The 26,543-nt window shown below is 72.5% G+C and carries 23 protein-coding genes and 1 pseudogene; 6 read left to right on the forward strand and 18 right to left on the reverse strand.

Features of this window, described 5'->3' with window-relative positions:
* Positions 1 to 77: 77 nt before the first annotated feature.
* A complete protein-coding gene (locus tag ACIA77_RS25145) occupies positions 78 to 692 on the forward strand; it encodes a TetR/AcrR family transcriptional regulator (RefSeq protein WP_395888409.1) in 615 nt (204 codons plus the stop codon).
* On the opposite strand, the gene ACIA77_RS25150 is transcribed toward ACIA77_RS25145, so the two are convergent.
* Positions 682 to 1,266 (reverse strand): TetR/AcrR family transcriptional regulator, encoded by a 585-nt coding sequence (locus ACIA77_RS25150; RefSeq protein ID WP_395888410.1) that lies wholly within the window; start codon positions 1,264 to 1,266, stop codon positions 682 to 684. The two genes, ACIA77_RS25145 and ACIA77_RS25150, sit on opposite strands and share 11 nt — an antisense overlap.
* A gap of 58 nt (positions 1,267 to 1,324) precedes the next feature.
* Here ACIA77_RS25150 and ACIA77_RS25155 point away from each other — a divergent pair, with 58 nt between their 5' ends.
* A complete protein-coding gene (locus ACIA77_RS25155; protein WP_395888411.1) occupies positions 1,325 to 2,041 on the forward strand; it encodes an SDR family oxidoreductase in 717 nt (238 codons plus the stop codon).
* A gap of 66 nt (positions 2,042 to 2,107) precedes the next feature.
* Here ACIA77_RS25155 and proB read toward each other — a convergent pair whose 3' ends face one another.
* The 5 genes from proB to ACIA77_RS25180 all read right to left on the reverse strand — a co-directional run bounded on the left by proB (position 2,108) and on the right by ACIA77_RS25180 (position 8,813).
* A complete protein-coding gene (proB, locus tag ACIA77_RS25160) occupies positions 2,108 to 3,217 on the reverse strand; it encodes a glutamate 5-kinase (RefSeq protein ID WP_395888412.1) in 1,110 nt (369 codons plus the stop codon).
* Positions 3,214 to 4,701 (reverse strand): GTPase ObgE, encoded by a 1,488-nt coding sequence (obgE, locus tag ACIA77_RS25165; RefSeq protein ID WP_395888413.1) that lies wholly within the window; start codon positions 4,699 to 4,701, stop codon positions 3,214 to 3,216. The genes proB and obgE overlap by 4 nt, the downstream gene beginning before the upstream one ends.
* 117 nt (positions 4,702 to 4,818) lie before the next feature.
* Complete coding sequence (rpmA, locus tag ACIA77_RS25170) at positions 4,819 to 5,085, reverse strand: 50S ribosomal protein L27 (RefSeq protein WP_395888414.1); 267 nt, start codon at positions 5,083 to 5,085, stop codon at positions 4,819 to 4,821.
* A 40-nt stretch (positions 5,086 to 5,125) separates the two neighbouring features.
* A complete protein-coding gene (gene rplU, locus ACIA77_RS25175; protein WP_009081084.1) occupies positions 5,126 to 5,440 on the reverse strand; it encodes a 50S ribosomal protein L21 in 315 nt (104 codons plus the stop codon).
* A 181-nt stretch (positions 5,441 to 5,621) separates the two neighbouring features.
* The gene (locus ACIA77_RS25180; protein ID WP_395888415.1) at positions 5,622 to 8,813 is read right to left on the reverse strand and encodes a translation initiation factor IF-2 N-terminal domain-containing protein; all 3,192 of its coding nucleotides are present in this window, start codon (positions 8,811 to 8,813) and stop codon (positions 5,622 to 5,624) included.
* A gap of 511 nt (positions 8,814 to 9,324) precedes the next feature.
* On the opposite strand from ACIA77_RS25180, the gene ACIA77_RS25185 reads away from it, so the two are divergent.
* Together ACIA77_RS25185 and ACIA77_RS25190 are read left to right on the forward strand one after the other, a co-directional pair.
* On the forward strand, positions 9,325 to 10,770 hold the full coding sequence (locus tag ACIA77_RS25185) for a S8 family peptidase (protein WP_395888416.1): 1,446 nt from the start codon (positions 9,325 to 9,327) through the stop codon (positions 10,768 to 10,770).
* Positions 10,771 to 10,856: 86 nt separating this feature from the next.
* Positions 10,857 to 11,816, forward strand: coding sequence for a LuxR C-terminal-related transcriptional regulator (locus tag ACIA77_RS25190; RefSeq protein ID WP_395888417.1), 960 nt, complete (start codon positions 10,857 to 10,859; stop codon positions 11,814 to 11,816).
* A 43-nt stretch (positions 11,817 to 11,859) separates the two neighbouring features.
* Here ACIA77_RS25190 and ACIA77_RS25195 read toward each other — a convergent pair whose 3' ends face one another.
* The 8 genes and pseudogenes from ACIA77_RS25195 to ACIA77_RS25230 form a co-directional block, all read right to left on the reverse strand.
* Complete coding sequence (locus ACIA77_RS25195; RefSeq protein ID WP_395888418.1) at positions 11,860 to 13,785, reverse strand: WD40/YVTN/BNR-like repeat-containing protein; 1,926 nt, start codon at positions 13,783 to 13,785, stop codon at positions 11,860 to 11,862.
* 75 nt (positions 13,786 to 13,860) lie between these two features.
* A complete protein-coding gene (locus tag ACIA77_RS25200) occupies positions 13,861 to 14,694 on the reverse strand; it encodes an ABC transporter permease (RefSeq protein WP_395888419.1) in 834 nt (277 codons plus the stop codon).
* On the reverse strand, positions 14,694 to 15,497 hold the full coding sequence (locus ACIA77_RS25205; RefSeq protein WP_395888420.1) for an ABC transporter permease: 804 nt from the start codon (positions 15,495 to 15,497) through the stop codon (positions 14,694 to 14,696). Before ACIA77_RS25205 ends, ACIA77_RS25200 begins: the two co-directional genes overlap by 1 nt.
* Positions 15,497 to 16,438: an ABC transporter ATP-binding protein gene (locus tag ACIA77_RS25210; RefSeq protein WP_395888421.1), complete on the reverse strand. Its 942-nt coding sequence runs from the start codon at positions 16,436 to 16,438 to the stop codon at positions 15,497 to 15,499. Before ACIA77_RS25210 ends, ACIA77_RS25205 begins: the two co-directional genes overlap by 1 nt.
* A 58-nt stretch (positions 16,439 to 16,496) precedes the next feature.
* Positions 16,497 to 19,868 (reverse strand): phosphodiester glycosidase family protein, encoded by a 3,372-nt coding sequence (locus ACIA77_RS25215; RefSeq protein ID WP_395888422.1) that lies wholly within the window; start codon positions 19,866 to 19,868, stop codon positions 16,497 to 16,499.
* Between the two features lie 112 nt (positions 19,869 to 19,980).
* On the reverse strand, positions 19,981 to 20,709 hold the full coding sequence (locus ACIA77_RS25220; protein WP_395888423.1) for a maleylpyruvate isomerase family mycothiol-dependent enzyme: 729 nt from the start codon (positions 20,707 to 20,709) through the stop codon (positions 19,981 to 19,983).
* A 76-nt stretch (positions 20,710 to 20,785) separates the two neighbouring features.
* On the reverse strand, positions 20,786 to 21,196 hold the full coding sequence (ndk, locus tag ACIA77_RS25225) for a nucleoside-diphosphate kinase (RefSeq protein ID WP_204096982.1): 411 nt from the start codon (positions 21,194 to 21,196) through the stop codon (positions 20,786 to 20,788).
* Positions 21,197 to 21,301: 105 nt separating this feature from the next.
* A pseudogene (locus tag ACIA77_RS25230) lies at positions 21,302 to 21,981 on the reverse strand (alkaline phosphatase D family protein); the annotation flags it as partial.
* Between the two features lie 142 nt (positions 21,982 to 22,123).
* On the opposite strand from ACIA77_RS25230, the gene ACIA77_RS25235 reads away from it, so the two are divergent.
* Positions 22,124 to 22,537 (forward strand): hypothetical protein, encoded by a 414-nt coding sequence (locus ACIA77_RS25235; protein WP_395888424.1) that lies wholly within the window; start codon positions 22,124 to 22,126, stop codon positions 22,535 to 22,537.
* On the opposite strand, the gene ACIA77_RS25240 is transcribed toward ACIA77_RS25235, so the two are convergent.
* The 4 genes from ACIA77_RS25240 to ACIA77_RS25255 all read right to left on the reverse strand — a co-directional run bounded on the left by ACIA77_RS25240 (position 22,534) and on the right by ACIA77_RS25255 (position 25,755).
* The gene (locus ACIA77_RS25240; RefSeq protein WP_395888425.1) at positions 22,534 to 22,809 is read right to left on the reverse strand and encodes a helix-turn-helix domain-containing protein; all 276 of its coding nucleotides are present in this window, start codon (positions 22,807 to 22,809) and stop codon (positions 22,534 to 22,536) included. The two genes, ACIA77_RS25235 and ACIA77_RS25240, sit on opposite strands and share 4 nt — an antisense overlap.
* A gap of 246 nt (positions 22,810 to 23,055) precedes the next feature.
* Positions 23,056 to 23,460 (reverse strand): DUF4233 domain-containing protein, encoded by a 405-nt coding sequence (locus ACIA77_RS25245; RefSeq protein WP_395888426.1) that lies wholly within the window; start codon positions 23,458 to 23,460, stop codon positions 23,056 to 23,058.
* Entirely contained in the window at positions 23,457 to 25,151 is a 1,695-nt protein-coding gene (locus ACIA77_RS25250) for a bifunctional folylpolyglutamate synthase/dihydrofolate synthase (protein ID WP_395888427.1), read from the reverse strand. Before ACIA77_RS25250 ends, ACIA77_RS25245 begins: the two co-directional genes overlap by 4 nt.
* A 112-nt stretch (positions 25,152 to 25,263) precedes the next feature.
* Positions 25,264 to 25,755, reverse strand: coding sequence for an NUDIX domain-containing protein (locus ACIA77_RS25255; protein ID WP_395888428.1), 492 nt, complete (start codon positions 25,753 to 25,755; stop codon positions 25,264 to 25,266).
* A gap of 75 nt (positions 25,756 to 25,830) precedes the next feature.
* Between ACIA77_RS25255 and ACIA77_RS25260 the strand changes: the two genes are divergently transcribed.
* Positions 25,831 to 26,472 carry a class I SAM-dependent methyltransferase gene (locus ACIA77_RS25260; RefSeq protein ID WP_395888429.1) on the forward strand — a complete coding sequence of 214 codons (642 nt, stop codon included), beginning with the start codon at positions 25,831 to 25,833 and terminating at the stop codon, positions 26,470 to 26,472.
* The last annotated feature ends 71 nt before the right edge of the window (positions 26,473 to 26,543 follow it).

Below are 26,543 nucleotides of genomic sequence, written 5' to 3' on the forward strand. Positions count from 1 at the left end.
AAGTCCTCTCCATAATTATCCATACGGATGATTAAGTCAACCATAAGGATGATTGAGTCATCGACTAGGCTGAACCCGTGCCCGAGAACAGCCCGCGCCGCGCGCCCCGCGAGCGGCAGCGCGATCCCGAACGCACCAAGGCGCGCATCGTCGAAGCGGCCAAGGTGGAATTCGGGAGCAAGGGGTACGCGGCCGCGCGCGTCGGCGAGATCGCCGCGCGGGCGGGCGTGAACAAGCAGCTGATCTCGTACTACTTCGGCGGCAAGGAAGGGCTCTACACCGAGCTGAACCGGCCGGTGTTCGACGGCTTCACCGAGCTGACGGCCCCGGATCGCGAGCTCGCGGACGTCGCCGCCGACTTCGTGCGCTCGGGGCTGGCCGACGCCGATCTCGGGCGCCTGTTCCTGTGGGAGAACCTCACCGACGGCGAGCCGGACGCCGTCGGCGTCGAGGAGCAGCGTGAATTCCTCCAGCGGCAGCTCGACTACGTCCGCGGGCGCCAAGCGGCGGGCGACTTCCCCGCCGACGTCGACCCGGCCGCGCTGATGCTCGTGCTGATGGCCGCCGCGAGCGCGTCGCTCGCGTTCCCGCGCGTGGCCCGCGCGCTCACCGGCCAGGACCCGAAGTCCGCCGAGTTCGCCGAGGACTACGCGGAGCAGCTGGCCCGCATCGTGCGCGCGCTCAAGCCCTAGCGATCAGCGCGACGAGCTCGTCGGCGAGCTCCGGGCCCAGCGGGGCCCGCGTGGCGAGCAGCCGGTACCACAGCGTGCCGAACACGACGTCGATCAGGGTTTCGCGGGAGACGCCGGCAGGCAGTTCGCCGCGGTCTCCCGCGCGGTCGATGAGCCGGCCCAGCACTTCGCGGCGGCGCAGCAGGAAGTCTTCGCGGAAGCGGTCGCCGAACGCGGGATCCACCTGCGCCTGCGCCATCAGCGCGCGCAGGGTGTCGCCGACGGGTTGTTTCGCGCCCAGCGCGAACGTGTCCACGAGGAACTCGCGCAGGTCCGCCACGAGCGAGCCGCGGTCGGGCACCGGCACGATCACGTCCGCCTTCGTGGCGAGCGCCTCCAGGAGCACGTCCGCTTTGGACGGCCACCAGCGGTAGACGGTCTGCTTGCCCGCGCCCGATCGCGCCGCGATGCCTTCGATCGTCAGGCCGGCGTACCCGACCTCCGCGATCAGTTCGAGCGTCGCGGCGAGGATCGCGTCGCGGCTGGCGGCGCTGCGCTTGCGGCCGGGGCGGTTGCGGACGGGCTGGTCGGTCACGGGAACCGATGGTAGCGTAATTCGAGACGAGACGTCACGGTTCGAAATAGGAGACCACATGAACATCCACAAGGCCCTCGTCGCCGGGGGCACTTCGGGCATCGGGCTGGCGACCGCGCGCAAGCTGCGCGAGCGGGGCTTCGAGGTCCACCTGACCGGCCGCGGCAAAGAGCGGCTCGACGACCTCGCGATCAGCGACCCGGACCTCACCGGCCACCAGGCCGACGGCGGCGACGCGGCCGCGATGACCGCGCTCGGCGAACAGCTCGGCCAGGTCGACGCACTGGTCGTGAGCCTGAGTGGCAACGAAGGCATGGGCCCGATCGCGGACCTCGATCTGGAGATGCTGCGCCGCGCCTTCGACGCCAAGTTCTGGGCGCACCTCACGACGATCCAGGCTCTCCTGCCCCGGCTCGCGCCGACCGGCTCGATCACCCTGGTCACGGCCGTCAGCGCGCGCACGGGCATGCCGGGCACGGCCGGCATCGCGGCGATCAACGGGGCACTGGAAGCCGCGGTCAAACCGCTGGCGACCGAACTGGCGCCGATCCGCGTGAACGCCGTGTCGCCCGGCGTCGTGGACACGCCCTGGTGGAGCGGGTTCCCGGCGGAGCAGCGCGCGGCCTACTTCACGCAGGCCGCGGCCACCCTGCCCGTCCGCAAGGTCGCGACGGCCGAGGACATCGCCGAAGCCGTCGTCTTCGCGGCCACCAACGCGAACACCACCGGCACCGTCCTCGAAACCGACGGCGGCGCCCGCCTGATCGCCCTCTGACCCCACGGGGGCGACAACGGCGTCGCCTCCGCGAGTGGTTCCGACACCGGTGCGGTGTCCGAAGAGTCAGGAGCGGCGCAGGGGGACGAGGTCGTCGGCGTGGACGACTTCGCGGCGGTGCTCCACGGCGACCTCGTGGGTGGAGCGGCCGATGAGGTCGGGCAGTTCGCCGGCGTCGAAGGAGACCACGCCGCGGGCGACGGGAACGTCCTTGGCGTCCACGAGGTCCACGACGTCGCCCGCTTCGAACTTGCCCTCGACGCCGGTGATGCCGGCGGCGAGCAGCGAGCGGCGGCGCAGGATGGCGGCCACGGCGCCGTCGTCGAGGCGCAGGCGCCCGGAGGAGTCCGCGGCGTAGCCGAGCCAGAAGCGGCGCGCGGACAGGCGCGTGTCGGCCGGGGCGAAGGCCGTGCCGACTTCGGCGGAGCCCAGCGCGCCGGCCGCGTCGGCGGCGGCCGCGAGGAGCACGGGGATGCCGGCGCCGGCGGCCGTGCGGGCGGCGGCGAGCTTCGAGACCATACCGCCGGTGCCGAGACCCGACGACGACATGCCGACGGCGATGCCCTCGACGTCGGATTCGCTGAGCACCTCGGTGATCTTGCGCGTCGCGCCGTCGCGCGGATCGCCGTCGTAGAGACCGTCCACATCGGACAGCAAGATGAGCGCGTCGGCGCCCACGAGGTGGGCGACGAGCGCGGCGAGGCGGTCGTTGTCGCCGAAGCGGATTTCCTGGGTGGCGACGGTGTCGTTCTCGTTCACCACCGGCACGGCGCCGAGCGCGAGCAGCCGCGAGAACGTGCGCTGCGCGTTGCGGTAGTGCGAGCGGCGCACGACGTCGTCGGACGTCAGCAGGACCTGGCCGACGGTGAGCGAATACCGGCCGAACGACTCGGCGTACGCGTGGGCCAGCGCGAGCTGCCCCACGCTCGCCGCCGCCTGCTTCGTGGCCAGGTCACGCGGGCGCTTGCCCAGCGACAGGGGTGAAAGGCCCGCGCCGATCGCGCCCGAGGACACGAGCACGATCTGGCACTCGCGCGCCACCCGGGCCGCGATGGCGTCGACCAGCGCGTCGAGCCTTTTCACATCCAGGCCATTGCCTGCCGTGGTGAGGGCGGACGAACCGACCTTGACGACGAGCCTGCGGGCTTCGGCGATCTCGACGCGCGTGCCGCTCACCGGTCCAGGTCCTCCAGATCGTCGTCGAAGTCGTCCCCGAAATCGGCGGACGACTCCTCCCCGGTGCCGTCCCGTCGGATCCGGCGGGCTTCCTTGCGCTCGGCCGCGCCGACGCGGTCGCTCTTCTCCAGCCGCACGTCGGTGCCGCGCCCGGACAGGTGCACCGCGACGCCGGGCGACGAGGGCTCCCATTCGAACTGCACGTCGCCGATCGTGACCGGGCTGCCCGGCTTCGCCCCCCGCTTCGCGAGCGCTTCTTCGACGCCGAGCCGGTTGAGCCGGTCGGCGAGGTAGCCGACCGCCTCGTCGTTGGCGAAGTTCGTCTGCCGGATCCAGCGCTCGGGCCGGGCACCGCGGACGATGAACGCGCCCTCTTCCTCGGGATCGACCTCGACCGTGAAGCCGCTGTCGTCGATGGCCAGCGGGTGCAGCACGATCCGCTGCTGCTCCAGCACCGGCTGCGCCTCGCGGTACTCCTCCACGACCTTCGCCAGCGCGAAGGTGAGCTCCCGCAGGCCCTTGCGCGAGGCGGTCGAGATCTCGAACACCTGCAGGCCGCGAGCTTCGAGCTCGGGCCGCACGAACTCGGCCAGCTCGGCCGCTTCCGGCACGTCGATCTTGTTCAGCACCACCACGCGGGGGCGCTCGTCGAGCTTGCCGCCCAGGCCCGGCGTGTACTTCGCGAGTTCGGCCTCCAGCGCGTCCACATCGGACAGCGGGTCGCGGCCCGGCTCGAGCGTCGCGCAGTCGACCACGTGCACCAGCACGGCGCAGCGCTCGATGTGACGCAGGAAATCCAGCCCCAGGCCCTTGCCCTCCGACGCGCCCGGGATCAGGCCCGGCACGTCGGCCATCGTGAACACGGTGGCCCCGGCGGTGATCACGCCGAGGTTCGGCACGAGCGTGGTGAACGGGTAGTCCGCGATCTTCGGCTTCGCGGCCGACAGCACGGAAATCAGCGACGACTTGCCCGCGCTCGGGAAGCCGAGCAGACCGACGTCGGCGACCGAACGCAGCTCCAGCACGAGGTTGCGCGATTCACCCGGCTCGCCGAGCAGCGCGAACCCGGGGGCCTTGCGTGCCTTCGACGCGAGCGCCGCGTTGCCGAGCCCGCCGCGGCCGCCCTGGGCCGCGATGAACGTGGTGCCGGGCGACACGAGGTCGGCCACGAGCTCGCCGTCCTCGGTGAAGACGACGGTGCCGGACGGCACCTTCATCTCCAGCGGTTCACCGGCGGCGCCGTTGCGGTTGCTGCCCATGCCCATCTTGCCGCTGCCCGCTTTGGCGTGCGGGCGGAAGTGGAAGTCGAGCAGGGTGTGCACGTTCGGGTCGACGACCAGCGTGACGTCGCCGCCGTTGCCGCCGTTACCGCCGTCGGGGCCGCCGAGCGGCTTGAACTTCTCGCGGTGCACGGAGGCACAGCCGTTCCCACCGTCGCCGGCGGTCAAGTGGATCACCGCGCGGTCCACGAACCGGGACGCCATGACATTGCCTCTATTCACTCGCGAAGAAAAGGTACCGAACAAGACAAACGAGGGGTGGTGCCGGATATTCCGGCTCCACCCCTCGTCAGAAGATCGTGCGCGCTAAGCCTGGAAAGCTCAGGCTTCCACGGCCTCAGGCACGACGATGTTGACCGTCTTGCGGCCACGCTTGGTGCCGAACTCGACCGCACCGGCGGCGAGGGCGAACAGCGTGTCGTCGCCGCCACGGCCGACGTTCACGCCGGGGTGGAACTTGGTGCCGCGCTGGCGAACCAGGATCTCGCCGGCGTTGACCTCCTGGCCGCCGTAGCGCTTCACGCCCAGTCGCTGGGCGTTGGAGTCACGACCGTTGCGGGAGCTGGACGCACCCTTCTTGTGAGCCATCGCTCAAGCCTCTTTCTGAAGACTACGAAGATCCGAAGAACTACTTGGAGATGCCGGTGACCTCGACGCGGGTCAGCTTCTGCCGGTGACCCTGGCGCTTGTGGTAGCCGGTCTTGTTCTTGAACTTGTGGATCCGGATCTTCGGACCCTTGGTCTGCTCCACGACCTTGCCGGTGACCGAGACCTTCGCCAACGCGTCGGCGTCCGTGGTGACCTCGCCACCGTCCACGAACAGCACGGCGGGGAAGGTGTGCTCGGTGCCCGGCTCGCCCTCGAGCTTCTCGACCTCGACGACGTCGCCGACGGCCACCTTGTACTGCTTGCCGCCGGTCTTGACGATCGCGTACGCCGACACGGAAGTCTCCTGCATTAACTCGGCCCTAAAACTACTAGGCAATCGGGTGGGGGGCTGGCGCGGACGGCCCGCCCGGGGGCGGTCCAGGTGCTCGCGCAGCGGCCTGCTCTGGTGGCAGGCCGTACTACAGGTTACGTGAGGTTCCCCGGTGGATGGACACCGGGGTCCCCTACGTGGTCTTTCAGCTCTGCTCCGAGGCGTGCACCGGCGGACCCGCCGGCCGCGACGCCGCCCGGCGCGGACGGCGCCGGGTGGGCCGCGTCGCCGGAACCGGCGCACTGACCTCGGATTCGGCCTGCTGAGCTGCCTCAGCAGGCTCCTCCGCCTCAGCGGTCCCAGCCGGCTCCGGCTGGGCCTCCGACGCGGTGGTCTCACGCTCCACAGCCGGCTGCGCCTCGTCGGCGGCAGCCTCCGCGGCCTTCGGCTCGGCTTCCGGGCCGGCCTGGACGTCGCCGGCCTCAGCTTCCGCGGCGGCCTGGCGCGCCGCCCGAGCCTCCCGGCGGGACCTGCCACGGTCGCCGGCCTTGCCCTCGGCGGGCTGGCCGGCCTCGTCAGCGGCGGGCGCGGCGGGCGCCTCGCCGTCCGGAGCCGGCTGGTCGGCGGCCGCGTCACCCGGCTCGTGGTCGGTCTTGGCCGACGCCGCCTTCGACGCGTTCACCATGGCCTGCACCGCGGACACCGCGGATTCGCGCTGCTCGGGCGTCGGGCCGGCCGGCTGGTCGGCCTTGGCGGGCTCGGTGTGCTGCTCCTCGGTCTTGCCACCGCGGCCGCGGGAGCGCCGGGAACCCTTGGTGTCACCGCCGTTGCCGTGGTTGTGGCCGTTGTTCCCGTTGCCGCCGCCGTTGCGCTGCAGCTCGGTCGACACGATCACGCCGCGGCCCTTGCAGTGCTCGCACGGCGTCGAGAACGCCTCGAGCAGGCCCGTGCCGATCTTCTTGCGCGTCATCTGGACGAGGCCCAGCGACGTCACCTCGGCGACCTGGTGGCGCGTGCGGTCGCGGCCCAGGCACTCGGTGAGGCGGCGCAGCACCAGCTCGCGGTTGGACTCGAGCACCATGTCGATGAAGTCGATCACGATGATGCCGCCGATGTCGCGCAGCCGCAGCTGGCGGACGATCTCCTCCGCCGACTCCAGGTTGTTGCGCGTCACCGTCTCCTCGAGGTTGCCGCCCGAGCCGGTGAACTTGCCGGTGTTGACGTCGATGACCGTCATGGCCTCGGTGCGGTCGATCACGAGGTAACCGCCCGAGGGCAGCCAGACCTTGCGGTCGAGGGCCTTCATGATCTGCTCGTCGACCCGGTGGTCGGCGAACACGTCGCCGGTGCCGGTGTAGCGCTTGAGCCGATCGGTCAGGTCCGGGGCGACGTGCTCGACGTAGGAGCGGATGGTCTCCCACGCCTTGCCGCCCTGCACCTCGAGCTTGGCGAAGTCCTCGGTGAACAGGTCGCGCACGACCTTGACCAGCAGGTCGGGCTCCTCGTAGAGCATGGTCGGCGCGCCGCCCTTGCGAGCGGACCCGGCGTCGGCCTTCTCCTTGATGACGTCCCACTGCGCCTTGAGACGGCGGACGTCGCGGTCGAGCTCCTCCTCGCTGATGCCCTCCGAGGCGGTGCGGATGATCACGCCCGCGTCCTCGGGGACGATCCGCTTGAGGATGTCCTTGAGGCGGCGCCGCTCGTTCTCCGGCAGCTTGCGCGAGATGCCCGTGGCCCCGCCGGCCGGCACGTAGACCAGGAAGCGGCCCGGCAGCGAGATCTGCGTGGTCAGCCGGGCGCCCTTGTGCCCGACCGGGTCCTTGGTGACCTGCACGAGCACGCTGTCGCCGGTGGAGAGGGCCTGCTCGATCTTGCGCGCCTTGCCCTCGAGCCCGGCGGCGTCCCAGTCCACTTCACCGGCGTAGAGCACGGCGTTGCGGCCGCGGCCGATGTCGATGAACGCGGCCTCCATGCTCGGCAGCACGTTCTGCACGCGGCCGAGGTAGACGTTGCCCACGATCGAGCCGCTGCCGGCCGACGTGACGAAGTGCTCCACGAGGACGCCGTCCTCGAGCACGCCGATCTGCGTGTTGTCGCCCTTCTCGGCGACGACCATCGCGCGCTCAACGGCCTCCCGGCGGGCCAGGAACTCGGCCTCGGACAGGATCGGCGCGCGGCGGCGGCCGGCCTCGCGGCCGTCGCGGCGGCGCTGGCGCTTGGCCTCGAGGCGCGTGGAGCCGCGGACGCTGCGCACCTCGTCGCGCGCCGGGCGCTCGGCCTGCTCGGCCTTGCCCTGGCGCACGTGGGTGACGGTGTTGGGCGGGTCGTCGCCGCCCGTCGCCTCGGCGTTGTCGTCGTCCCCGCCCTTGCGGCGGCGACGGCGGCGACGGCGGCGGCTGCCGCCTTCGCCGTCGGCATCGCTGTCGGTGTCGCCGTCCGCGGCCGACTCGTCGGGCTCGCCCTCGGCGCTCTCGCCGGCCTCGGTGTCGGCCTGCTTGTCCTTGTCGTCGTCGCGCTTGCGGCCCTGGTCCTCGCCGGGCTCGTCGTCGGTGTCGGCGCCCTCGTCGCCACCCTTGCCGCGACCGCGGCCGCGGCGTCCGCGCCGGCGCCGGCGACGGCCGCCGGGGCCTTCGCCGTCGTCGTCGGAGCGGTCGTCGGCCTCGTCGGCCGTGGTGTCCTCGGCCGGTTCTTCCTCGACCTGCTCTTCCGCGGCCCGCTCTTCCTTCACCGGCTCGGAGCCGACGCCGAACACGGCCTCGGGCCGCGGCCGCGCGGGGCGATCACTCGCCGCCTCGGGCTCCGGCGGCAGGAACACCGGCGACGGCGCGGCGAACACCGGCACGTGCACCGGGCGCTTGGTCTGCGTGGTCTGCGGTTCGGGCTCGGCCTCGGCAGCCGGGGCTTCGGCGGCCGGGATCGCGGGCGCGACGGTGCGGCGCACGCGACGGCGAGCCGGCGTCCGCTCTTCCGGCTCGGCCTGCGGCTCCGCGGCGGGCGCCTCGGCAGGGGGCGCCGCTTCGGCCTGCGTTTCGGCAGCGGGAGCCGCAGCGGCGGGCTCGGGCTGCGCCGGCGCCGGCTCGGCGCTTTCGGCCGCGGTGGACGTCCCGGAAGTCTCGGAAGTCCCAGCCGCCTCAACGGTTTCCGCACCGGCTTCGTCGGCCGGGCCGGTCAGGGCCTCGGCCACGTGGAACGCGACCTCGCGGGTCACGCTCGACTGCGCGCTGCGGGGGCTCTCTCCGAGCTCGGCGAGCTTCGCGAGCAAGTCGCGGCTGCTCTGGCCGAGAAGCTTGGCCAGCGCGTGCACGCGGATGCGCGGCGGCAGCTCGCCCAGCCGGCTGGCCACGGATGCGGCGGTATTCCCGCCGGTCTGATCGGCGGGTGTGTCCGCGTTCGACATGTGTCTCCTCCGCCCCCGGGCGCGTCGGCCGGTTCCCACCGGTGACGACGCGGCCGCGCAGGGGCCCTTTCTGTTTCGTGCCCGCCGTGGTGGTGACCAGCGGCGGGAATCCTTGCTCGGCAACCGTGCGGCCCACCGGGGTTCGGCGAGCCGGGCACGGCCAGGTCTCCTCGGCGGTGCGCCGGCACGGCTAGCAGCCCCCGCGGGCCGGCTCCACGACGTCGAGCTGCCCGGCCTCCCGGGGGCGACGCGCGTGGTGCCTGTCCGGCACTCCTCCGGACCGCGCACGACCCGGGCGGGATGCCCGTCGACGAGGCGGTCGACGTGAGTATCCCACACCCGGGGGTGAACCCGGTGTAGTCGGTGCCCGCAGCAGGCACCCGGGCGCGCCGGACTCATGCGGGCGGGCGAACTTGGCCGTACCGCTTGTCGAGCCGCTCCGGCCTGGCTAGCGTGCGGCTCGGGCACGCGTGCGCACGCACGCGTGTGCCCCCGCTCGGTAGGAGGTCCGGTGTCCCTGCTGGCGCGGCCGCTGCGCGCGGCCGTGTGCCTGGTCGCGGTGCTTTCGGGGTGCCTCGCCGCCGTACCGGTGGCGGACGCGGACGGCACCGGGTGCCACCCTGCGGGCCGGGCACTGCGCTACGTCGTCGCCTTCGACCGCGGGACGTCCGAGAAGTCCGCCGACGCGCAGGTCCAGGCCGCGTGCGGTCACCCGGTCGGGTACTACCCGCACATCGCCGTGGCGGTCGTCACTTCGGACGATCCGGATTTCGCCGGCCACATCGGGCTCGACCGCGCGTTCAGCGCGCAGGCCACGCGGCTCGCGGCCCAGCGGGCGACCGGCGACCCGGTACCGCCGCAGCCGGCGCGGGCCGAGCTGCGCCTGTCCGATCCGGCGCGGGTCCCGGCGGCCGACCTGTCGGGTGAGCAGTGGGACATGCGGATGGTCGACGCGACCTGGGCGCACCAGGCGTCCGAGGGCAGCCGCGACGTGGTGGTCGGCGTGCTCGACTCCGGCGTCGACCCGCACCACCCCGACCTCGCGGCCGCGCTGGACCCGGCCGACTCCGCCGGCTGCATCACCGGCGTCGCGGACCCGCGGCCCGAGGCGTGGCAGCCGACCACGTCGGTGCACGGCACGCACGTCGCGGGCATCATCGCGGCGGCCGACGACGGCAAGGGCGTGACCGGGGTCGCACCCGGTGTGCGGATCGCGTCGGTGAAGGTGATCGACGACCGGGGTTACGCCGATCCGGAGGCCGCGGTGTGCGGGCTGATGTGGTCGGCCGCCCACCACTTCCCCGTGACCAACAGCAGCTGGTTCGTGAACCCGTGGTCCCTTTCGTGCGTGCGCGGCGACGACCGCGGAGTGGTGCACGAGGTGCTCGCGCGCGCCGTCGAGTACGCCACCTCGGCCGGGACGCTGAACGTCGCCGCCGCGACGAACGAGGCCGTGGACCTCACGCCGTCGGCCCGCTCGGGCGCGCGACCGTCGAGCGCGGCGAAGTGCGAAGCGCTGCCCGCCGGCCTGCGGGACGTGGTGGCGGTGTCGGCCGTCGGCGCGGACCGGGTGAAGGCGGGCTACAGCTCGTACGGCCTCGGTGTGGTGGATGTCACCGCGCCGGGTGGCGAAGCGGGCCGCTGCGTGGTGTCGACCGTGCCCGGCGGGTACGCGCCGCTGTGCGGGACGTCGATGGCCGCGCCGCACGTCGCGGGGGTGCTCGCGCTGCTGAAGTCGGCGCACCCGGCGATGGGACCCACCGCGCTCCGGCGCGCGCTGGAGACGCGGGCGACGCCGATGCCGTGCCCCGACGACTACGACCTCACGGGCGACGGCACGCAGGACGCTTACTGCGCCGGCTACGACAGCTACAACGGCTTCTACGGCCACGGCATGGTCGACGCGCTCGCCGCCGTCGCGCCGCCGGAGAAGGGCCTGCCGAATCCCGCCCGGTGAGCCGTGACCGCACCGACTCACCCGTGATCCTTGATCGACACCTGCCGCGGGTTGGATACCTCGGGCACGGACGACGAGGAGGTGCGGTGCTCGAAGCGCTCGGCCTGACCGCCGATGAGGAACGGGTCTTCCGCGTGCTCGTGGACGGCTACCGCACGGTGCCCGGAGACGTCGCCGCGCGGCTGGGGATCGAGGCGGCCGAGGCGGAACGCGTGCTCGGCGCGCTCGTGACGAAGCGGCTCGTGAGCCGCACCGGCGAGCACTACGTGCCCGCGCCGCCCGACGTGTCGCTCGGCCCGCTGCTGTTGCAGGGCCAGTCGGAGCTCGAACGCGCGCGGGCGGCGGTGACGGAGCTGGCCGAGCAGTACCGCGGCAGCGTGCGCCGGCGCGATCCGTCGAGGCTGATCGAGGTGGTCACGGGCGCGGAGGCCATCCGGCAGCAGGCTCTCTCGCTGCAACGCGACGCCCGCGAAGAAGTGCTCTGGTTCTGCCGCGAGGCGCCGATCGCGATGGCCGCTTCGGAGAACGACGAGGAGTTCCGCGCGCTGGCGCGGGGCGTGCGGTTCCGCGTGCTGTACGAGACGGCGCTGCTCGAAGAGCCGGGCGCGGTCGCGGGCGTCGCCGAGGGCATCCGCTGGGGCGAGCGCGCCCGGACGATCGCGAAGCTGCCGGTGCGGCTCGCCGTGGCCGACGGGTCGATCGCGTTGTGCCCGCTGGCCCACGACGAGACCACTGGTGAACCGACGGCCGCGCTCGTGCTGGGCAGCACCCTGGTGACCGGGCTGGTGGCGCTGTTCGAGAGCTACTGGGAACGCGCGTCGCCCCTGCGGATCGACGGCGCCCCGGCCGACACTCCCCTGTCGGCCGACGAACGCCGGCTGCTGTCCTTGCTCGTCGGCGGCGTGAGCGACAAGTCGATCGCGAAGCACCTCGGTATCAGCCCGCGCACGGTCCAGCGGCGGTTGCAGGACCTGATGCAGCGGGCCGACGCGTCGAGCCGGATGCAGCTGGCCTGGCAGGTGGCGAAGCTCGGCTGGCTGGACTGAGACACCGGGCCGGGCATCCACTGTGGACGCCCGGCCGGGTGGTTCAGCGCAGCGGCAGGCGGTAGACGCCGGCGCCGGTGCCGGCGAGGAGCCAGCGGCCGTCGTGGGTGGGCAGGAGGGTGCGGACGTCGCGGTCGAGCGGCTGGGTGGGCAGCGCGGTGAAGCGCGCGCCGCCGTCGGTGCTGCGCAAGACACCCTGCCCGGGCTCGTACTTGGTGCCGGAGGAGACGTAGAGCGTGCCGTCGCCGGTGAAGGCGGCGTCGGAGTAGTCCGCGGTGCCGAGGCCCGTGGCGGTGCGGAACGTGGCGCCGCCGTCGCGGGTGACCTTCACGAAGCCGGAGCCCGTGACGACGACGTGGCGCGGATCGCGCGGATCGACGGCGACGTGGGCGACCTCGCCGTCGAAGACCTTGCGCGCGGTCGCGGCGCCGTCGGTGCTGCGGTAGAGGCCGGTGACGTCGCCGATCCACAGCGTGCCGCGCGGGTCGGCGGCCAGCGATTGCACACCGTCGAGCCCGGGGATGGCGTGCTGCGTGAGGGTGCGGCCGCCGTCGTGGCTCGTGTAGACCGCCGGCGTGAGGTAGCTGCCGGCGTACACGGTGCCGGAGTCGCGCGGGTCGACGACGAGCGAACGCGAGTTCCCCGGGACGGTCGCGAGCGGCGACCAGGTCGTGCCGCCGTCGCCGGAGCGTTCGAGGGTGAAGCAGTCGACCTCGCAGTACCCCTGGCGCACGCGCAGCACGGTCTTGGCGGAAACGGCCGCGAGCGCGCCGACGGAATTGGCGAACGTGCCGGGCGCCTTCCCCGTCCAGCCCCAATCCTGGTAGCCGCGCGGCAGGTGCGTCGCGAGCGGCGCGGTCGAGCCGTAGGTGCCGCTGCGGGTGGCCGCGAGCAGCGCCGGACCGGCGGTGGCGAGGTCGTTCACCTCGGTGTCCGGGACGCCGATCCGCTTGAAGGACGCCGAATCGCCGGTGGTGAAGATGCCGGCGGGCCCGGAGACGACCTGCTCGCGCGCGCGGTCGGGGAACGCGCCGATCTCGGAGTAGAGGTCGACGGCGGCGGTCGCGGCCGGGCGGTCCGTCCAGGTGCGGCCGCGATCGCGGGACAGCCACACGTCGCGGGTGCCCGGGCTGCCGTCGGGCTGCGCGGAGCCGATGGTCTGGACCTCGAGCGTGCCGTCGGCGGTCAGGCCGGTGAAGGCCGCCGCGTCGCCGGCGTCCCACGGGCCGGTGAGGGTGCGGAAGGTCCGGCCGGCGTCGGTGGAGAGCACGCCGCTGCCGAGCACACCGGAGCCGACGACGATCCCGCCGCCGGCCGACAGGCTCGTGAGGTAGGGCGTGCCGGGCACGGCCAGCTTGCGCGGCGTGTTCGGCCGGCTGAGGGCGTGGTCGACGACGTGGATTTCGGCGCCCGTGGTCAGGTAGAGCTCGTCGCCGTCGAGGGCGAGGTCGGTGACGCCGGACGGCGAGCCGGGCAGCTTCGCCCAGTGGCGGCCGTGGTCGGTGCTGGTGAGCACCCCGTCGTCGCCGGCGGCGAAGACGTCTTCGCCTGAGCCCGAGACGACGACGGAGCTGAGCCCGCCGGGACTCGTCGCGACGGTGCGGAAGGTGCGCGCCGCGTCGTCGCTGCGGAGGACTTCGCCGGTCCCGGTGGCCTGGTCGAGAGCGGCGACGTACACGACGTCGCCGTCGCGCGGGTCGGCGGCGATCGCGTACCCGGTGAGGCCGAGCGCGCCCTGCGTGGTCCACGTGTCGCCGTGGTCGTCCGTGCGGTAGACGCCGCGGCCGCTGTCGGGCAGCACGTACAGGCGCGCGGGCCGGTCGGGGGTGAACGCGAGGTGGCCGCCGGCGCTGTTCGGGCCGACGAGCTGCCACGCCTGTGGGTGCGCGGGCGCGGCCGTGGCGGGGACGGCCAGTGCGAGGGTCAGGCCCGCGGCGAGCGCGGCCGCGGTCAAGGATCTTCCGTGCATCGGGTCAGCTTGGGGCAGGCCGGCGGCCGCGTCACCGGCCGCGCGGTGGCCGAATTGCGTCAGGTCGCAATTTGGTCAGGTGAGCAGGAGCTTCGCGATCCGCCGCGTGGAGCCCCAGACCCCGATCGCCGCGAGCACCACCAAGTACGCGAGGTTGCCCGCCATGCCCCACGAGAAGTAGCCGATCGCGAGGCCGCGCATGAGCTCGATGCCGTGGTAGAGCGGGAAACACCGCACGAGCCACTGCAGCGCCTCGGGGTACACGGTGATCGGGAAGAACGTGGTGGAGAACAGGAACATCGGCATCAGCACGAGCTGGATGTAGTCGAACTGCGACGTCGACTTCAGGTAGCTCACGAGCGTGATGCTGATGGCCGAGAACGCGAACGACACCAGCAGCGCCACCGGCAGGAGCAGCAGCGCCCACCACGACGTGAGCAGCCCCATCGCGCCCGTGACGGCCATGAACGCCACGGAGTACAGCCCGCCGCGCAGCATCGCCCAGCCGATCTCCCCCAGCGCGACGTCGAGCGGGCCGATGGGGGTGGCGAGCATGGCGTCGTAGGTTTTCGCGTAGCGCAGCTTGAAGAACAGGTTGTACGTGCTCTCGAAGACGGCGCCGTTCATCGCCGAGGACGCCAGCAGCGCGGGCGCCACGAACGCGACGTAGCTCATCGGCTGCCCGTCCGGGCCCGGCACGGTCTGGACCAGCTTGCCGAACCCGACCTGGAACGCGAGCAGGTAGAACAACGGCTCGAGCGCGCCGGAGAGCAGGATCGTCCACGACCGCCCGTAGACGGTGATCGCGCGCTCGATCAGCGTCCCGGCCCGGCCGCTGTACATGCCGGGCGGCAGCACGCGGATGAGCAGCCCGCGGCGCTGGAATTCGGGTAGCCGCACGTCGGTCATCACGCCACCAGCCGGCGGAAGAACCAGCGGTGGGCCAGCGCCCAGCCCACCACCACGAGCGCAACCAGGTACGCCGTGTGCCCGAGCACCGCGAGCCCGCCGACACCGCCGAGGGTGCCGGCGCGGGCCAGCTGCGTGCCGTGCCACAGCGGTGACAGCCAGGCGAGCCAGCGCAGATACACGGGGATCTGGCTGATCGGGAAAAACGTGCCCGAGAACAACGTCATCGGCATCACCACGAACCGGAACAGCAGGCCGAACCGCTGCCCTTCGTCGAAGGTCTTCGCGGCGAGCGCGGTCATCGGGGCGGCGCAGGCCAGCCCGGTGAGGGTGCCCACGAGCACCACCAGCACGGCGCCGAAGTTCTGCCACGCGCCGAAGAACACGGCGATCACCGCGTAGATCGTGCCGGCCAGCGTGAGCTTCAGCCCGGTCCAGATGAAGTGCGCGCCGACGAGCTGGCCGGGCGACACCGGCGTGGCCGTGACCGCCACGTAGTCCTTCTGCCACTTGAAGCCCGACAGCACGGGGTACGTCGAATCCCCCACCGCCTGTTGCGTCGCGCCCGCCACGAGCAGCGCCGGCGCGACGTACACGAGGTACGACACGCCGCCGGTGGCCGGGCCGGCCTGCACCTGCGAGCCGAAGCCGAGACCCATCGCCGCCAGGAACAGCACCGGTTGCAGGCCGGTGGAGTAGAGCGTGCTCACCCAGTGGCGCCGGTACCACATCCAGTGGCCCTCGACGCGAAGCCACGCGCCGTGCCAGGACCCGACGACGCGGCCGGTGGAGGTCACCGTCATCAGTCCACCAACGTCCGGCCGGTCAGCCGAAGGAAGACGTCTTCCAGCGAACTGCGCCGCACCAGGCTGGACACCGGGCGCAGGCCACGCTCGTGCGCGCGTTCCAGGGTCGCCTCGCCCGTCATCGTGTACAGCAGCACGCGGTCGGGCAGGACCTCGACGCGCTCGGCCAGGTCCTCGACCGCCGAGGCCGCCGTCTGCTGTTCGCCCGGCGCGAAGCGCAGCTCCACGACCTCGCGCGTGGAGTACCGCGCGATCAGCTCCGCCGGCGAGCCCTCAGCGGCGATCCGGCCGCCGTCCATGACGACGAGCCGGTCGCAGAGCTGTTCTGCTTCATCCATGTAGTGCGTGGTGACGATCAACGTGGTGCCCCGCGCCTTGAGCCGGAACAACCGGTCCCACAGCAGGTGCCGGGCCTGCGGGTCGAGGCCCGTGGTCGGTTCGTCGAGCAGCAGCAGCTCCGGGTCGTTCACGAGCGACCGCGCGATCGTCAGCCGCCGCTTCATGCCGCCCGAGAGCGAGTCGACCGGTTTCTCCGCGCGGTCGCTCAGCTGCGCGAACTCCATCAGCTCCTCGGCCTTGGCCCGCACGTGCGTCCGCGACAAGCCGAAATACCGGCCGTAGAGCTGCAGGTTCTGCCGCACGGTGAGCTCGACGTCGAGGTTGTCCTCCTGCGGCACCACGCCGAGGCGCGCGCGGATGCGCGGCCCGTCGACGTCCGGGTCCATCCCCAGCACGCGCAGGTCGCCGTCGGTGCGCGGCGACACGCACGCGATCATCCGCATCGTCGACGACTTCCCGGCGCCGTTGGGCCCGAGGAAGCCGAACGCCTCCCCCGGCCGCACCTCGACGTCGATGCCGCGCACCGCCTCGAATTCACCGAACCGCTTCACCAGTGCCTTCGCCTGCACCAGCGCCGGTTCCGCCGCTGACTCGCCCACCCGCTCGACACTAGGCGGGACCACCGACACTTTTCGACCGGTTTCCCGATCACCGGGGTCAGCGCACGAGCACGGACTGTGCTCGCGTCACCCCGTTCACCGTCACGGAGATCCGCGCGACGCCCGGGTGCAGGGCCGTGAGCACACCCGTCGACGGGTCGTAGGACACGACGTCCCCCGGCGCCGGCCGGCCCGCGCCGACGTGCACCGCGAAGCCGCTCCAGTCCGCGCTCACCGGGTACGCCACCGGGACCGCGCGCCCCGCCTGCGTGACGGTCGCGGCCAGCTGCGCCTGCTCGCCCGGCCGCAGCGAAGCCGGGCCGGACACGGTCAGCTCGTCCACGTTCGGCCGCGTCTCGAACCGCACCGGCTGGTCCTTCGCCGCCGGGTCGACGCGCACGAGCGTCCAGCCGACGAACCCGCCGTCGCCCGGCGCCGCCGCGGGCGTCTTGCCGGAGTTGCCGTTCACCAGGTACGGCACGCCGTCGGTCCGCGACAGGCTGAACACCCCGGCGTGCGACGCGATCGCGGCCGCCTGCTTGCCGGAGACCTGCTCGAAAACGGTGAGCCACGTCTGCAGCAGATCGGCTTCCTTGCGGTCGCCCAGCTGCGAGTTGCCCGTGGGGCTCGGGTCCTTCACGGGGTGGTGCATCGCGACCACGACGCCGCGAACGGACCGGTCGTGCTCCGCGCTGTCGAGTGCGTCGCGCAGCATCCGCACCTGGTCGAAGCCGCCGGCGCGCAGCGAACCGCGCGAGGAGTCCAGGAGCACCAGCCGGATGCCGTGCACGTCCACGACCTGGTGCGTGACGCCGAACGCGGCCTGGAAGTTCGCGAGCCCGTTCCCGCCTTCGGCTTCGTGGTTGCCGGGCACGTAGTACCAGGGCACCTTGCCGTCGAGCTCTTCGCCGATCACCTGGCGCGCCAGCGCGAAGTCGGGTGCGGTGCCGCGGTCGACGAGGTCGCCGTTGATCAGCACCAGATCCGGTTTCGCGGCCACGGCTTCCCGCATCGCGCGCCGCGCCTGGGCCACCAGCGGCCCGTCGGGCGCGTCGGCGGTGAACTGCGCATCGCTGACCACGGCGATCCGCAGCCCGCCCGTGCCGAGCGTGCCGTCGGTGACGAGCGCCGGATCGTGCACGGCCGGGTCGGCGGGCACCGACGTCGACGGCGCGACCTCGAAGGTCAGGTCGTCGAACACCAGGTGCCCCTCGTACTGCTGATCGGGCACGTTCTCCACGGCGTAGAAGCGCGTGAGGCGCTGGCCGTCGGGCAGCCCCGCGGGCACGTTCGCCGTGACGTAGCGCCAGCCGGTCCAGTCGACGCTCAGCGAGAGGTCCACGATGGACGCGACGTTCGCCGCGTCGTGCAGCTCCGCGCGCAGCCACGCGCCCTTGCCGTCGCCGTTGACCCACAGGCCGATCTTCTGCGTGCCGGCCGGCAGAGCGAGGGGCGTCGCCGCGGTCACGTACGCCGCGCGCGTGGCCGTGGTCCCGGTGAGACGGTAGTCGAGCGCCAGGCCCTGCCCGCCGTCGTGGCCTTCGGCCGGCGCCAGCGCGGCCCCGACCACGGCCGGGTACACCGTCGCGCCCCAGCCGGCGGGACCGTCCAAAGGAGACGCCACGTGCGGCTCGGTGCCCACGGACGCGGCGAGGTGCTCGGTGAGCCCGCCCGCGTGCACGGTGATCGCGGTGGCGCCCGCGGCCGCCTTGGCGGTGACCCGGAACCCGTCGGCGGCGGGCTGCACGTCGACCACCGCCGGGTCGTAGTCGAGCTTGACGTCACGCGGTTCGACCCACGTGCCGTAGCCGTCGGCGTCGTAGCCGTAGACCTGGAACGTGCTCTGCGCGCCGGCGCCCGACAGCGCGACCTGCGCGGTGCTCGTGCCGAGGCGCACCGGCGTGCCCAGCACCGAAATCGTGGTCGTGCCCGAAGCCTTGCCGTCGCGCGCGGTCACCGGGACGTCTTCGCGCTCGCCCGGGTTCCGGTGGTCGGCGTGGGCGGTGAGCAAGCTGCCGGTCACCGTGGCGCGCGCCGGATCCGACGTCGTCCACCGCGGGTGCGCCGCGACGGCGGCGCCCGTCTCGTCGTGGCCGTCCGCGACGAGCACGCGCGACAGTCCGGAAAGGACCCGCGTGGCGTTCTTCGTGTTCTGCGCCGGAGCCGGCGCGAAGCCGGTGAGCTTCCCGCTGCCCAGCACGGTTTTGACGCCGATCCCGTTGGGCACCAGGCGTTCCCCGCCGTCGGACGGCGCGTTGCGCACGCTCGGCGCGGCCTCGCCTTCACCGCGCGCGAGCAGCGTGGACGAGCCGCCGCCGTCGAGGTTGATCGCGTCGTCCGCGCCGAGCGCCTTGAGCCGCCGGGCCAGTTCGAGCTCGGTCATGCCGCGGCTGTCGGCCTGCCGCCCGTCGACGGTGATGAGCCACATCTTCGTGCCGTCGGCCGAAAAGCCGACGCCGGTGCGCGGCGCGAGCGCGGTGTCGTCCACCGGCTGCAGCTGCCCGTCCTTGAGCAGCGCCTCGTTGCCACCCACGGCGACGGCGATCTTCCCGGCGTCGGACCGCAGCGCGTACGAGACGCCGACCTGGTCACCGACCTTCAGCGCCGACAGCGCGTCCGCTCCGGCTTCCCGGCCGACCAGGAGCGTGCTGCCCGCGGGAATCGGGCCGTCGGCGGGCTGGGTGCGCACCTGCGTCACCTTGCCGTCGCGCACCTCGACCTCGGCGACGCGCTGCGCGCCGGCCACCGACGTCGCGCGCGCCGAAGCGCCCCACAGCGGCGTGTAGACGCCGAGCGCGTCCTTGCCCAGCACGGGACTGTTGAAGTTCGTGGCCGGCACGGCACGTCCGTCCGGCAGGGTCACCGACGCTTCGAGGAAGATGTCGGCGAGCTTCGCGCGGCCGTCGTCGGTGATCGCGGCGGTGGTGTTGTGCCCGGCGGCCGGCGCGTTCTGCAGCTGCCCGTCGGAGATGCCGACACCTTCCGGTGCGCCGGTCGCGTTGATGTCGAAGAAGTCGCCGTTCACGCCGGCGACCGCGCCAGTGCGCGCCAGCTGCTGCGAGAGCGGCGTGCGCGCGGAAACCGTGCCGGGGTTCAGATACGTCGGCTTCAGGACCTTGCTCGTGAGGTCGACGGTGAGGGTGTCGCCGCGGATCCAGCCGGCCGGGTCGAAGCGGTCGAACTGCGTGAGCTGCAGCCCGGGCGCCACGGACGTGGTGGCGCTGCTGGTCTCGATCCCGTCGTCGGGCGTGACGCCGGCCGTGACCGGTGCTTCGCGCGCGGACGAGGCCGCCCGCGCGCCTTCGACCGGCGGCGGGCCGAGCGGCGCGGCCAGCGGGTCGGCGTGCGCCGGCACCGTGACGGCGGTGGTGAGCAGCGCGCCGAGCACCGGGAAAAGGGCGCAGCGCAGCACGGAGCGGGACTTCTTCACCAGGTACCCCAGTATCGAGTGAGTGACTTCGGCCCAGCAAAGTCGACCGGCGCGGCCGACGGAAGGCTTCCCGGTGAACGCCGCCTGAATGGCTCAGAACGGGCCGAAGCGGTCAGGGGGTAAGCGGTGCCTTGAGGAACGTCCAGGCCAGGTCCTCGTCGCCCGTCACGCGCGCAGTGGCCTCGCCGCGTTTCCACAGCAGCGTCAGCAGCTCCTGCGCGGTGGCTTCGACGACGGCGGCGGGCTCCGCTTCGCCCAGCGCGGGCAGCTCTCCCGGGACGACCGTCCACGAGTGCCCGGTGTCCGTGGCGCGCACCGTGAGCGGAGCGGCGAGCGGCGGCGGCTCGTGCCAGCGCGTGATCCGCGGCAGCATCGCGCTCAGCACCTCGTCGACGCCGTCGGCCGAGACGAGCGGGTCGAGCACCGGCGTGGTGCCCGCGCAGCGGTGGGCGTCGACCAGGTGCACCGCGGTTTCGTGGACCTGGCGGCGGAACCAGAACGCTTTCGTCTTCGCGGTGCCGCAGAAGTGCCAGCACCGGTCGTCGGGGTCGGCTTCCTCGAGCGCGGCCAGCAGCACAGCCGCGCTCTCGGCGTACCAGCCGGCGAGCTCGCCCGGCACCGGCGTCGCGAAAGCCTGCTTCTGCGGTTCGCCGGTCCGCACCACCTCCGCGGCCCAGCGGTGCACGTTGCCGATGTGGGTCACGAGATCGGGCCACGTCCAGCCGGCGCAGTCCGGCACGGCCACGCCCGCGTCGGCCGAGCGCGCGACGTCCGCGAACGACGCCGTGAGCGCGCGCAGGTGCGGGAGGTAGTCGCGGGCGGGCAGCGGCAGCGTCGTCATGATCCCCTCGAAAAGGTTGTCGGACAAGGGAAAGCCGGGGCGGCGCGCTCGGCACCACTCCGGCTTCAGCCCCGGCTCACAGGTCCGGGAACCACAGCTTCAGCTCACGCTCGGCCGACTCCGGGGAGTCCGAACCGTGCACCAGGTTGAACTGGGTCTCGAGGCCGTAGTCGCCGCGCAGGGTGCCCGGCGTGGCCTTCTCGACCGGGTCGGTGCCGCCGGCCAGCTGGCGGAACGCGGCGATGGCACGCGGCCCCTCCACGGCGATCGCGACGACCTGGCCCGACGTGATGAACTCCAGCAGGTCGCCGAAGAACGGGCGCTCCTTGTGCTCGGCGTAGTGCTCCTCGGCCAGCGAGCGCTCCACGGTGCGCAGCTCGAGGGCGGCCAGCTTCAGACCCTTGCGCTCGATGCGCGAGATGACCTCGCCGACGAGGCCGCGCGCGACGCCATCGGGCTTGACGAGGACCAGCGTGCGTTCAGTCACGACGGTGTTTCTCCTTGTGCGGATTCGTGTTACCGGCCGCGAGCCTAGCCGACGCTCGCGTGACGTCCGTCTCGGCGTGCTCAGCGGCCCTGCGGGTGAGGCGCCGGTGGCGTCGACGTTCAGCTCACCAAAGTGCTGGAACCCTTGCGCGGGCGAGGAGTTCTGCGTCGCCGGCGCGTGGACGAACACAGCCTCGGGCCGAACGTCGGGTCCAGCTGGTTCGGGCCGAACGCGCCGGCGTTGAGCGGGCCCGACACGAACTGGTCGAAGTCCTTGAACGCCGCGCGGTCGGGCGCGTAGTCGTGCGCGGCGGTGTAGGGGACGTCAGCGGTCAGCCACACGACGTCCCGCACACGGCGGCGCGAGATCTCCCGCCGCCGCGTGCCGGCTCCCGTCTCGCGACCGCCCGGGCGGTTGTTCGCGACGGCCTCGATGTCCTCACCGTCGAGTACGACGAGGCCGATCGGCATGCCGGCCTGCCCGATCTTCCACGTCGCGGTTGCTCCCGGCGCCTGCTTTGTCGCCGAGGATGTAGCCGGGCTTGGCCTGGTCCGCGGTGTTGCGCATTGCGGTACGCACGCATGTCCAGCACGAACACCTCGATGCGGCTGCCGTAGCGGAAACTGCGGTTCACCCGCCCCCCGGCTGCTGTCGATGGGGTGCCATTCGTGAAAGGCCTGATACGCCCGCGGGGCGAGAATGTCGAACCGCTTCTCGGCGTACTCCGGGCGGTCGGTGAGGACCTCGCCGAGGTACCAGTTGTTGAGGACTTGGTGGTCGTCCCAATCATCGGTGAACCAACAACGTTTCGGATTACTCTTCGCGCTCAGATCGGCACTACGGCGCGAACATCCGCCCGACCCAGCCATTCCTTCGAAACCCCTAAGGGAACCCGCTCCATGGTGGTGGGGCGCTAGATTCGGGCGTGTGGGCAGGTTGATCGTCGTGGTGGTGTTGCTCGGGTTGGTGTCGGTGGGGTGCTCCCGGTTAGTGGTGCCCGACCAGGGGCCGATGGTGGCCCCGGCGGGGTACTCGCTGCCCAAGGGGGCCGAACAGGAGGTCAGTCCGGGGATGGATCCGGACCTCGCGGTCGTGCTGCGAGTGGGCGGTCTGGTCAAGCTGGACTACGACACTGCCCAGCGCGCCTCGGACGGTCGGATCTGGTCGGTGCTCCGGCTGGCCCAGGTGTACGGCACGACCTCGATCTACCAGGCGGTCGCGCCGGGCAAAGTGGCCTTGGTGATCCTCGCGCACGGCTACCCGTGCCCGCCGCGCGTGGTGTACTGCGCCACGGACACCAAGGGGCCGTTGAAGGTCCAGGTGGTCGTTACCCCGGCCTAGTGCCGCACCAAGCAACGGTGATCATGTAATCGGGTTGGATCCAGCGCGGCCAACCCCGTTTCGTTGAAGTCGTGGATGGCCTGGCACACGCAGCGTTGCGAGACCTGGGCCAGGTCAGCGATGTCGCGAACCGGCCCACGCTGAGCCGAGACCAGCACGACCATCGCCCGCCGCAGTCGGACTCGGTCGTTGGCGGTGCGGTTGATCCGCCGCAGCCGCTGCCCCTCGGCCATCGACAAGGGCCGCACGAACACCTCCGGTGGCCGAGCCATCGCCGTCCTACCTGGTCTGGTCATCACGTCCGCGACCAGGATGGACACCATCGACTCAAAGATCAATTACCGCACCAACCAATATTGAGGAGGCACTAGCATGTTGTCAGTTGACAAACTTCGTGGTCGTCCCGCTGGACGTGGTTCGGGCGCACGAGCGGTGCGGCGGACACGGTCTCGGCAGGAGCAGCGCCCCGCCGACAGCGGCGGTCCGGACAATTCCCCCCGACGCTCCGGTGAACGCCCTCAGCGCTGTTGCTGTTGCTGCTGACTGGGCAGTGTGCCGGCTGCCATGCGGCGGGCGACGTCGCGGCGCAGGTGCAGGAACCAGAGGAACGCGGCGAGGAAGATGGCGCCCAGGATGGCGATCGCGGGCAGCACGAAGGCCAGCGCGATGAGCGCGACCTGCAGCACGAGCACCACGGGCACCGCCCACGGGTGCTTGAGCAGGCCGCACAGCACGAGCAGCGCCACGGCGATGCCGATGACCGTCCAGCCCGTGGCGGTGGTGATGCCGCCGCCGAGCTTGTTGACCACCGGCAGCGCGAGCGCGACGGTGATGGCCTCCATGATCAGCGTGCCCGAGAGCACTCCGCGGAAGCCCTTCATCGGGTCCTTGGGCGGCGGCGTGACCGCCGGGGTCTCGCTCATGCCGGCTCCTTCCCGAACAGGGTGCGGGCGTCGCCCGCGGTGACCACCGAGCCCGTGACCAGCACGCCGCCGCCGGCGAGCGGTTCCTCCGGGTCGTCGGACTGCTCCACGAGGCCGATGGCCGTCTCGATCGCCGTCTCCAGGTCGGGCTCGCTCAGCACGCGCTCCTCGCCGAAGATCGACGCGGCGAGCTGCGTGAGCTCGTCCAGCGGCATCGACCGCGGGGCCGAATTGCGCGTGACGACGACGTCGGTGACCACGGGTTCGAGCGCTTCGAGGATGCCCGCGGCGTCCTTGTCCCCCATCACCGCGACGACCGCGACGAGCCGGCGGAACGCGAACTCGTCGGTGACGGCCTTCGCGAGCGCCTGCGCGCCCATGGGGTTGTGGGCGGCGTCGAGGAGCACCGCCGGTGCAGCGCGCACGCGCTCGAGCCGGCCCGGGTTCTCGACCTCCGCGAACGCCTCGCGCACGGCCTCGAGCACGAGCTGCTTGTCCTTGCCCGCACCGAAGAACGCCTCGACGGCGGCGAGCGCGAGCGCCGCGTTGGCCGCCTGGTGGGCGCCGTGCAGGGGCAGGAAGATCTCGTCGTACACGCCGCCGAGGCCCTGCAGCTTGAGCAGCTGCCCGCCGACGGCGACCTCGCGCTCCAGCACGCCGAACTCGCTGCCGGCCCGCGCCACCGCGGCGTCGACCTCGACCGCGCGCTTGAGCAGCACGTTGAGCACTTCCTGGTCCTGTTCGGCGATGACCGCGACGGACCCGGGCTTGATGATCCCGGCCTTCTCTCGCGCCGCGTCGACGGCCGTCGGGCCGAGGTACTCGGTGTGGTCGAGGCCGATGGGAGTGATCACGGCGACGTCGGCGTCGGCGACGTTCGTGGCGTCCCAAGCGCCGCCCATGCCCGCCTCGAGCACCGCGGCTTCCACGGGCGCGTCGGAGAACGCGGCGAACGCCATGCCGGTGAGCACCTCGAACTTGCTCATCGGCACGCCGTCTTCACTGGCGCCGTCGACCATCGACACGTACGGGGCGACGTCCTGGAACAGCTCGACGTACCGCGCGGCCGAGATGGGCTGCCCGTCGAGCGCGATCCGCTCGGTGACGAGCTGCAGGTGGGGGCTGGTGTACCGGCCGACGCGCAGGCCCATGCGGGTGAGCAGCGCGTCGATCATGCGGCTGACCGAGCCCTTGCCGTTGGTCCCGGCGACGTGCAGGACCGGGTAACCGCGGTTCGGCTCGCCCAGCAGCGTGACCAGCGCCTGGATCCGCGCCAGGCTCGGCTCGATCTTCGTCTCGGGCCACCGCTGGTTCAGCTCCGCCTCGACGGCGAGCAGCTCGCGGCGGGCCTGCTGGCCGTTCGGGTCCGGGAACTCCGCCTCGGCCCCCTGGTCGTCGAGCTCGTGCAGCTCCTGGTCTTCCCGCGCGAGCAGGTCCGGCACCGGCCCGGTCGCCAGGTTGTCGCCCAGCTGCCCGATCCCGCCGATCCCGCCGCGCGCACCCCCGCCGACGGCGTACGCGGCGTCCGGCGCGTCCAGGTCGGGGTCGACGTCGTCGCCCTCGTCGTGGGCTCGCGCCCCCAGCTCGTCCACGCCCGCGAAACTGTCCGGGTCCGCGAGATCCGGCCGCCCGCGGCGGTCCTCCTCGCTGTCGGACGGCACTTCCCAGCCGTCCCCCTCACCACGCGGCACGCATTCGCTCCCTCGACAACGGGCTTCACCTGACCAGACGATTCTACGTGCGGGCGCGCGCGACGCGTCGGCCCGCCTCCGTCGTCGTGACCTGCGGCGACGGCGCCGGTGGTCAGGCGCGGACGGGGTGGCCGGCTTCGCAGAACACGCACGTGCGGCCGGCTTGCGCCGCCGCGAGGGCGACGCGGAGCCGGCGGCCGAGCATCGGGTTCGCGCGAGCCGCCGCTTCGTCGATCGGCAGGAGCCGCGCGGACCGGATCTCGGGGTCGGCGAGGACCAGCCGGTTCACCTCGCGCTCGGTGATCAGGCCGCCGTCGAAGACGAACGCCAGCGCCTCCGGCAGCGGACCGCGTTCGGGGACGTGGTCGACCACGAGCAGCGGCCCCGGCGGCCGGTCGAGCCCGAGTTCCTCGGCCTGTTCGCGGCGCGCGGCGCGCCACGGCGGTTCGCCGGCCTCGCAGGCGCCGCCCGGGATCTCCCACGTGTCCTTGTACGACGGCTCGACCACCAGGACCCGGTCGGCTTCGTCGCGGATCAACGTGCCGGCCGCGACTCGTTTGCGGTTGAGCGAGCGCGCGTACTCGTCGAACGGGAGCAGGTCCACGAGCCCGAGCGTAGTGACGGTCCGCGTGACCTGCGGTTCCGGCGCCGGCCGGGGATTTCCTGGCAGGCTCGGGACATGGCGTTCAACCACAACCACCGCTACCACCCCCGGTTGCTCGGCCTGGTTCCGCCGGAGGCGGTGCGGGCGCTGGACGTCGGCTGCGGGCAGGGCCGGTTCGCGCGCCGGCTCGCGGCGCGGGGGCTCGACGTGGACGCCGTGGACGTCGACGGCGACATGGTGCGCGTGACCGAAGCGCTGGGGTCGCCCGGGCCCGGGAAGGTCACCGCCCGGCACCAGGACATCGTGGCGGCCGAGCTCGAGGCGAACGCCTACGGCTTCATCTCCTGCCTCGCCTCCCTGCACCACGTGCCGTTCGAGACGGTCGGGAAACTGCGCGCCGCGCTGGCCCCCGGCGGGGTGCTCGCGGTGCTCGGCCTGGCGCGGCCGAGCACGCCGGCCGATTGGGCGGTGGAGGTGGTGTCGATCCCGCTCAACCTCGTCGCCCGGGGCGTGGTGGCCGCCGGGGAGTGGCTCAACGGCGGGACGGACCCGCTGCCGGCCGCGCCGGTGAACATGGAGTTCCCGAGGATGGGCGAGCTGCGCCGGCGGGCCGCGGAGCTGCTGCCCGGCAGCACGATCCGAGCCCTGCCCTTCTGGCGGTACCTCTTGACCTACCGGAAACCCTTGCCCCGCCCCGATCACACCACAGGCGGGTGAATCCGCGAGCCGTCCACCCGGTTGGCGGCAGGCAACCCGTGCGCACCTGGCTAGACGTGGGAGGAGTCCGG

Origin of the sequence: Amycolatopsis sp. NPDC051903 (assembly GCF_044452505.1) — a bacterium.
In the GTDB taxonomy this organism is placed as follows: domain Bacteria; phylum Actinomycetota; class Actinomycetes; order Mycobacteriales; family Pseudonocardiaceae; genus Amycolatopsis.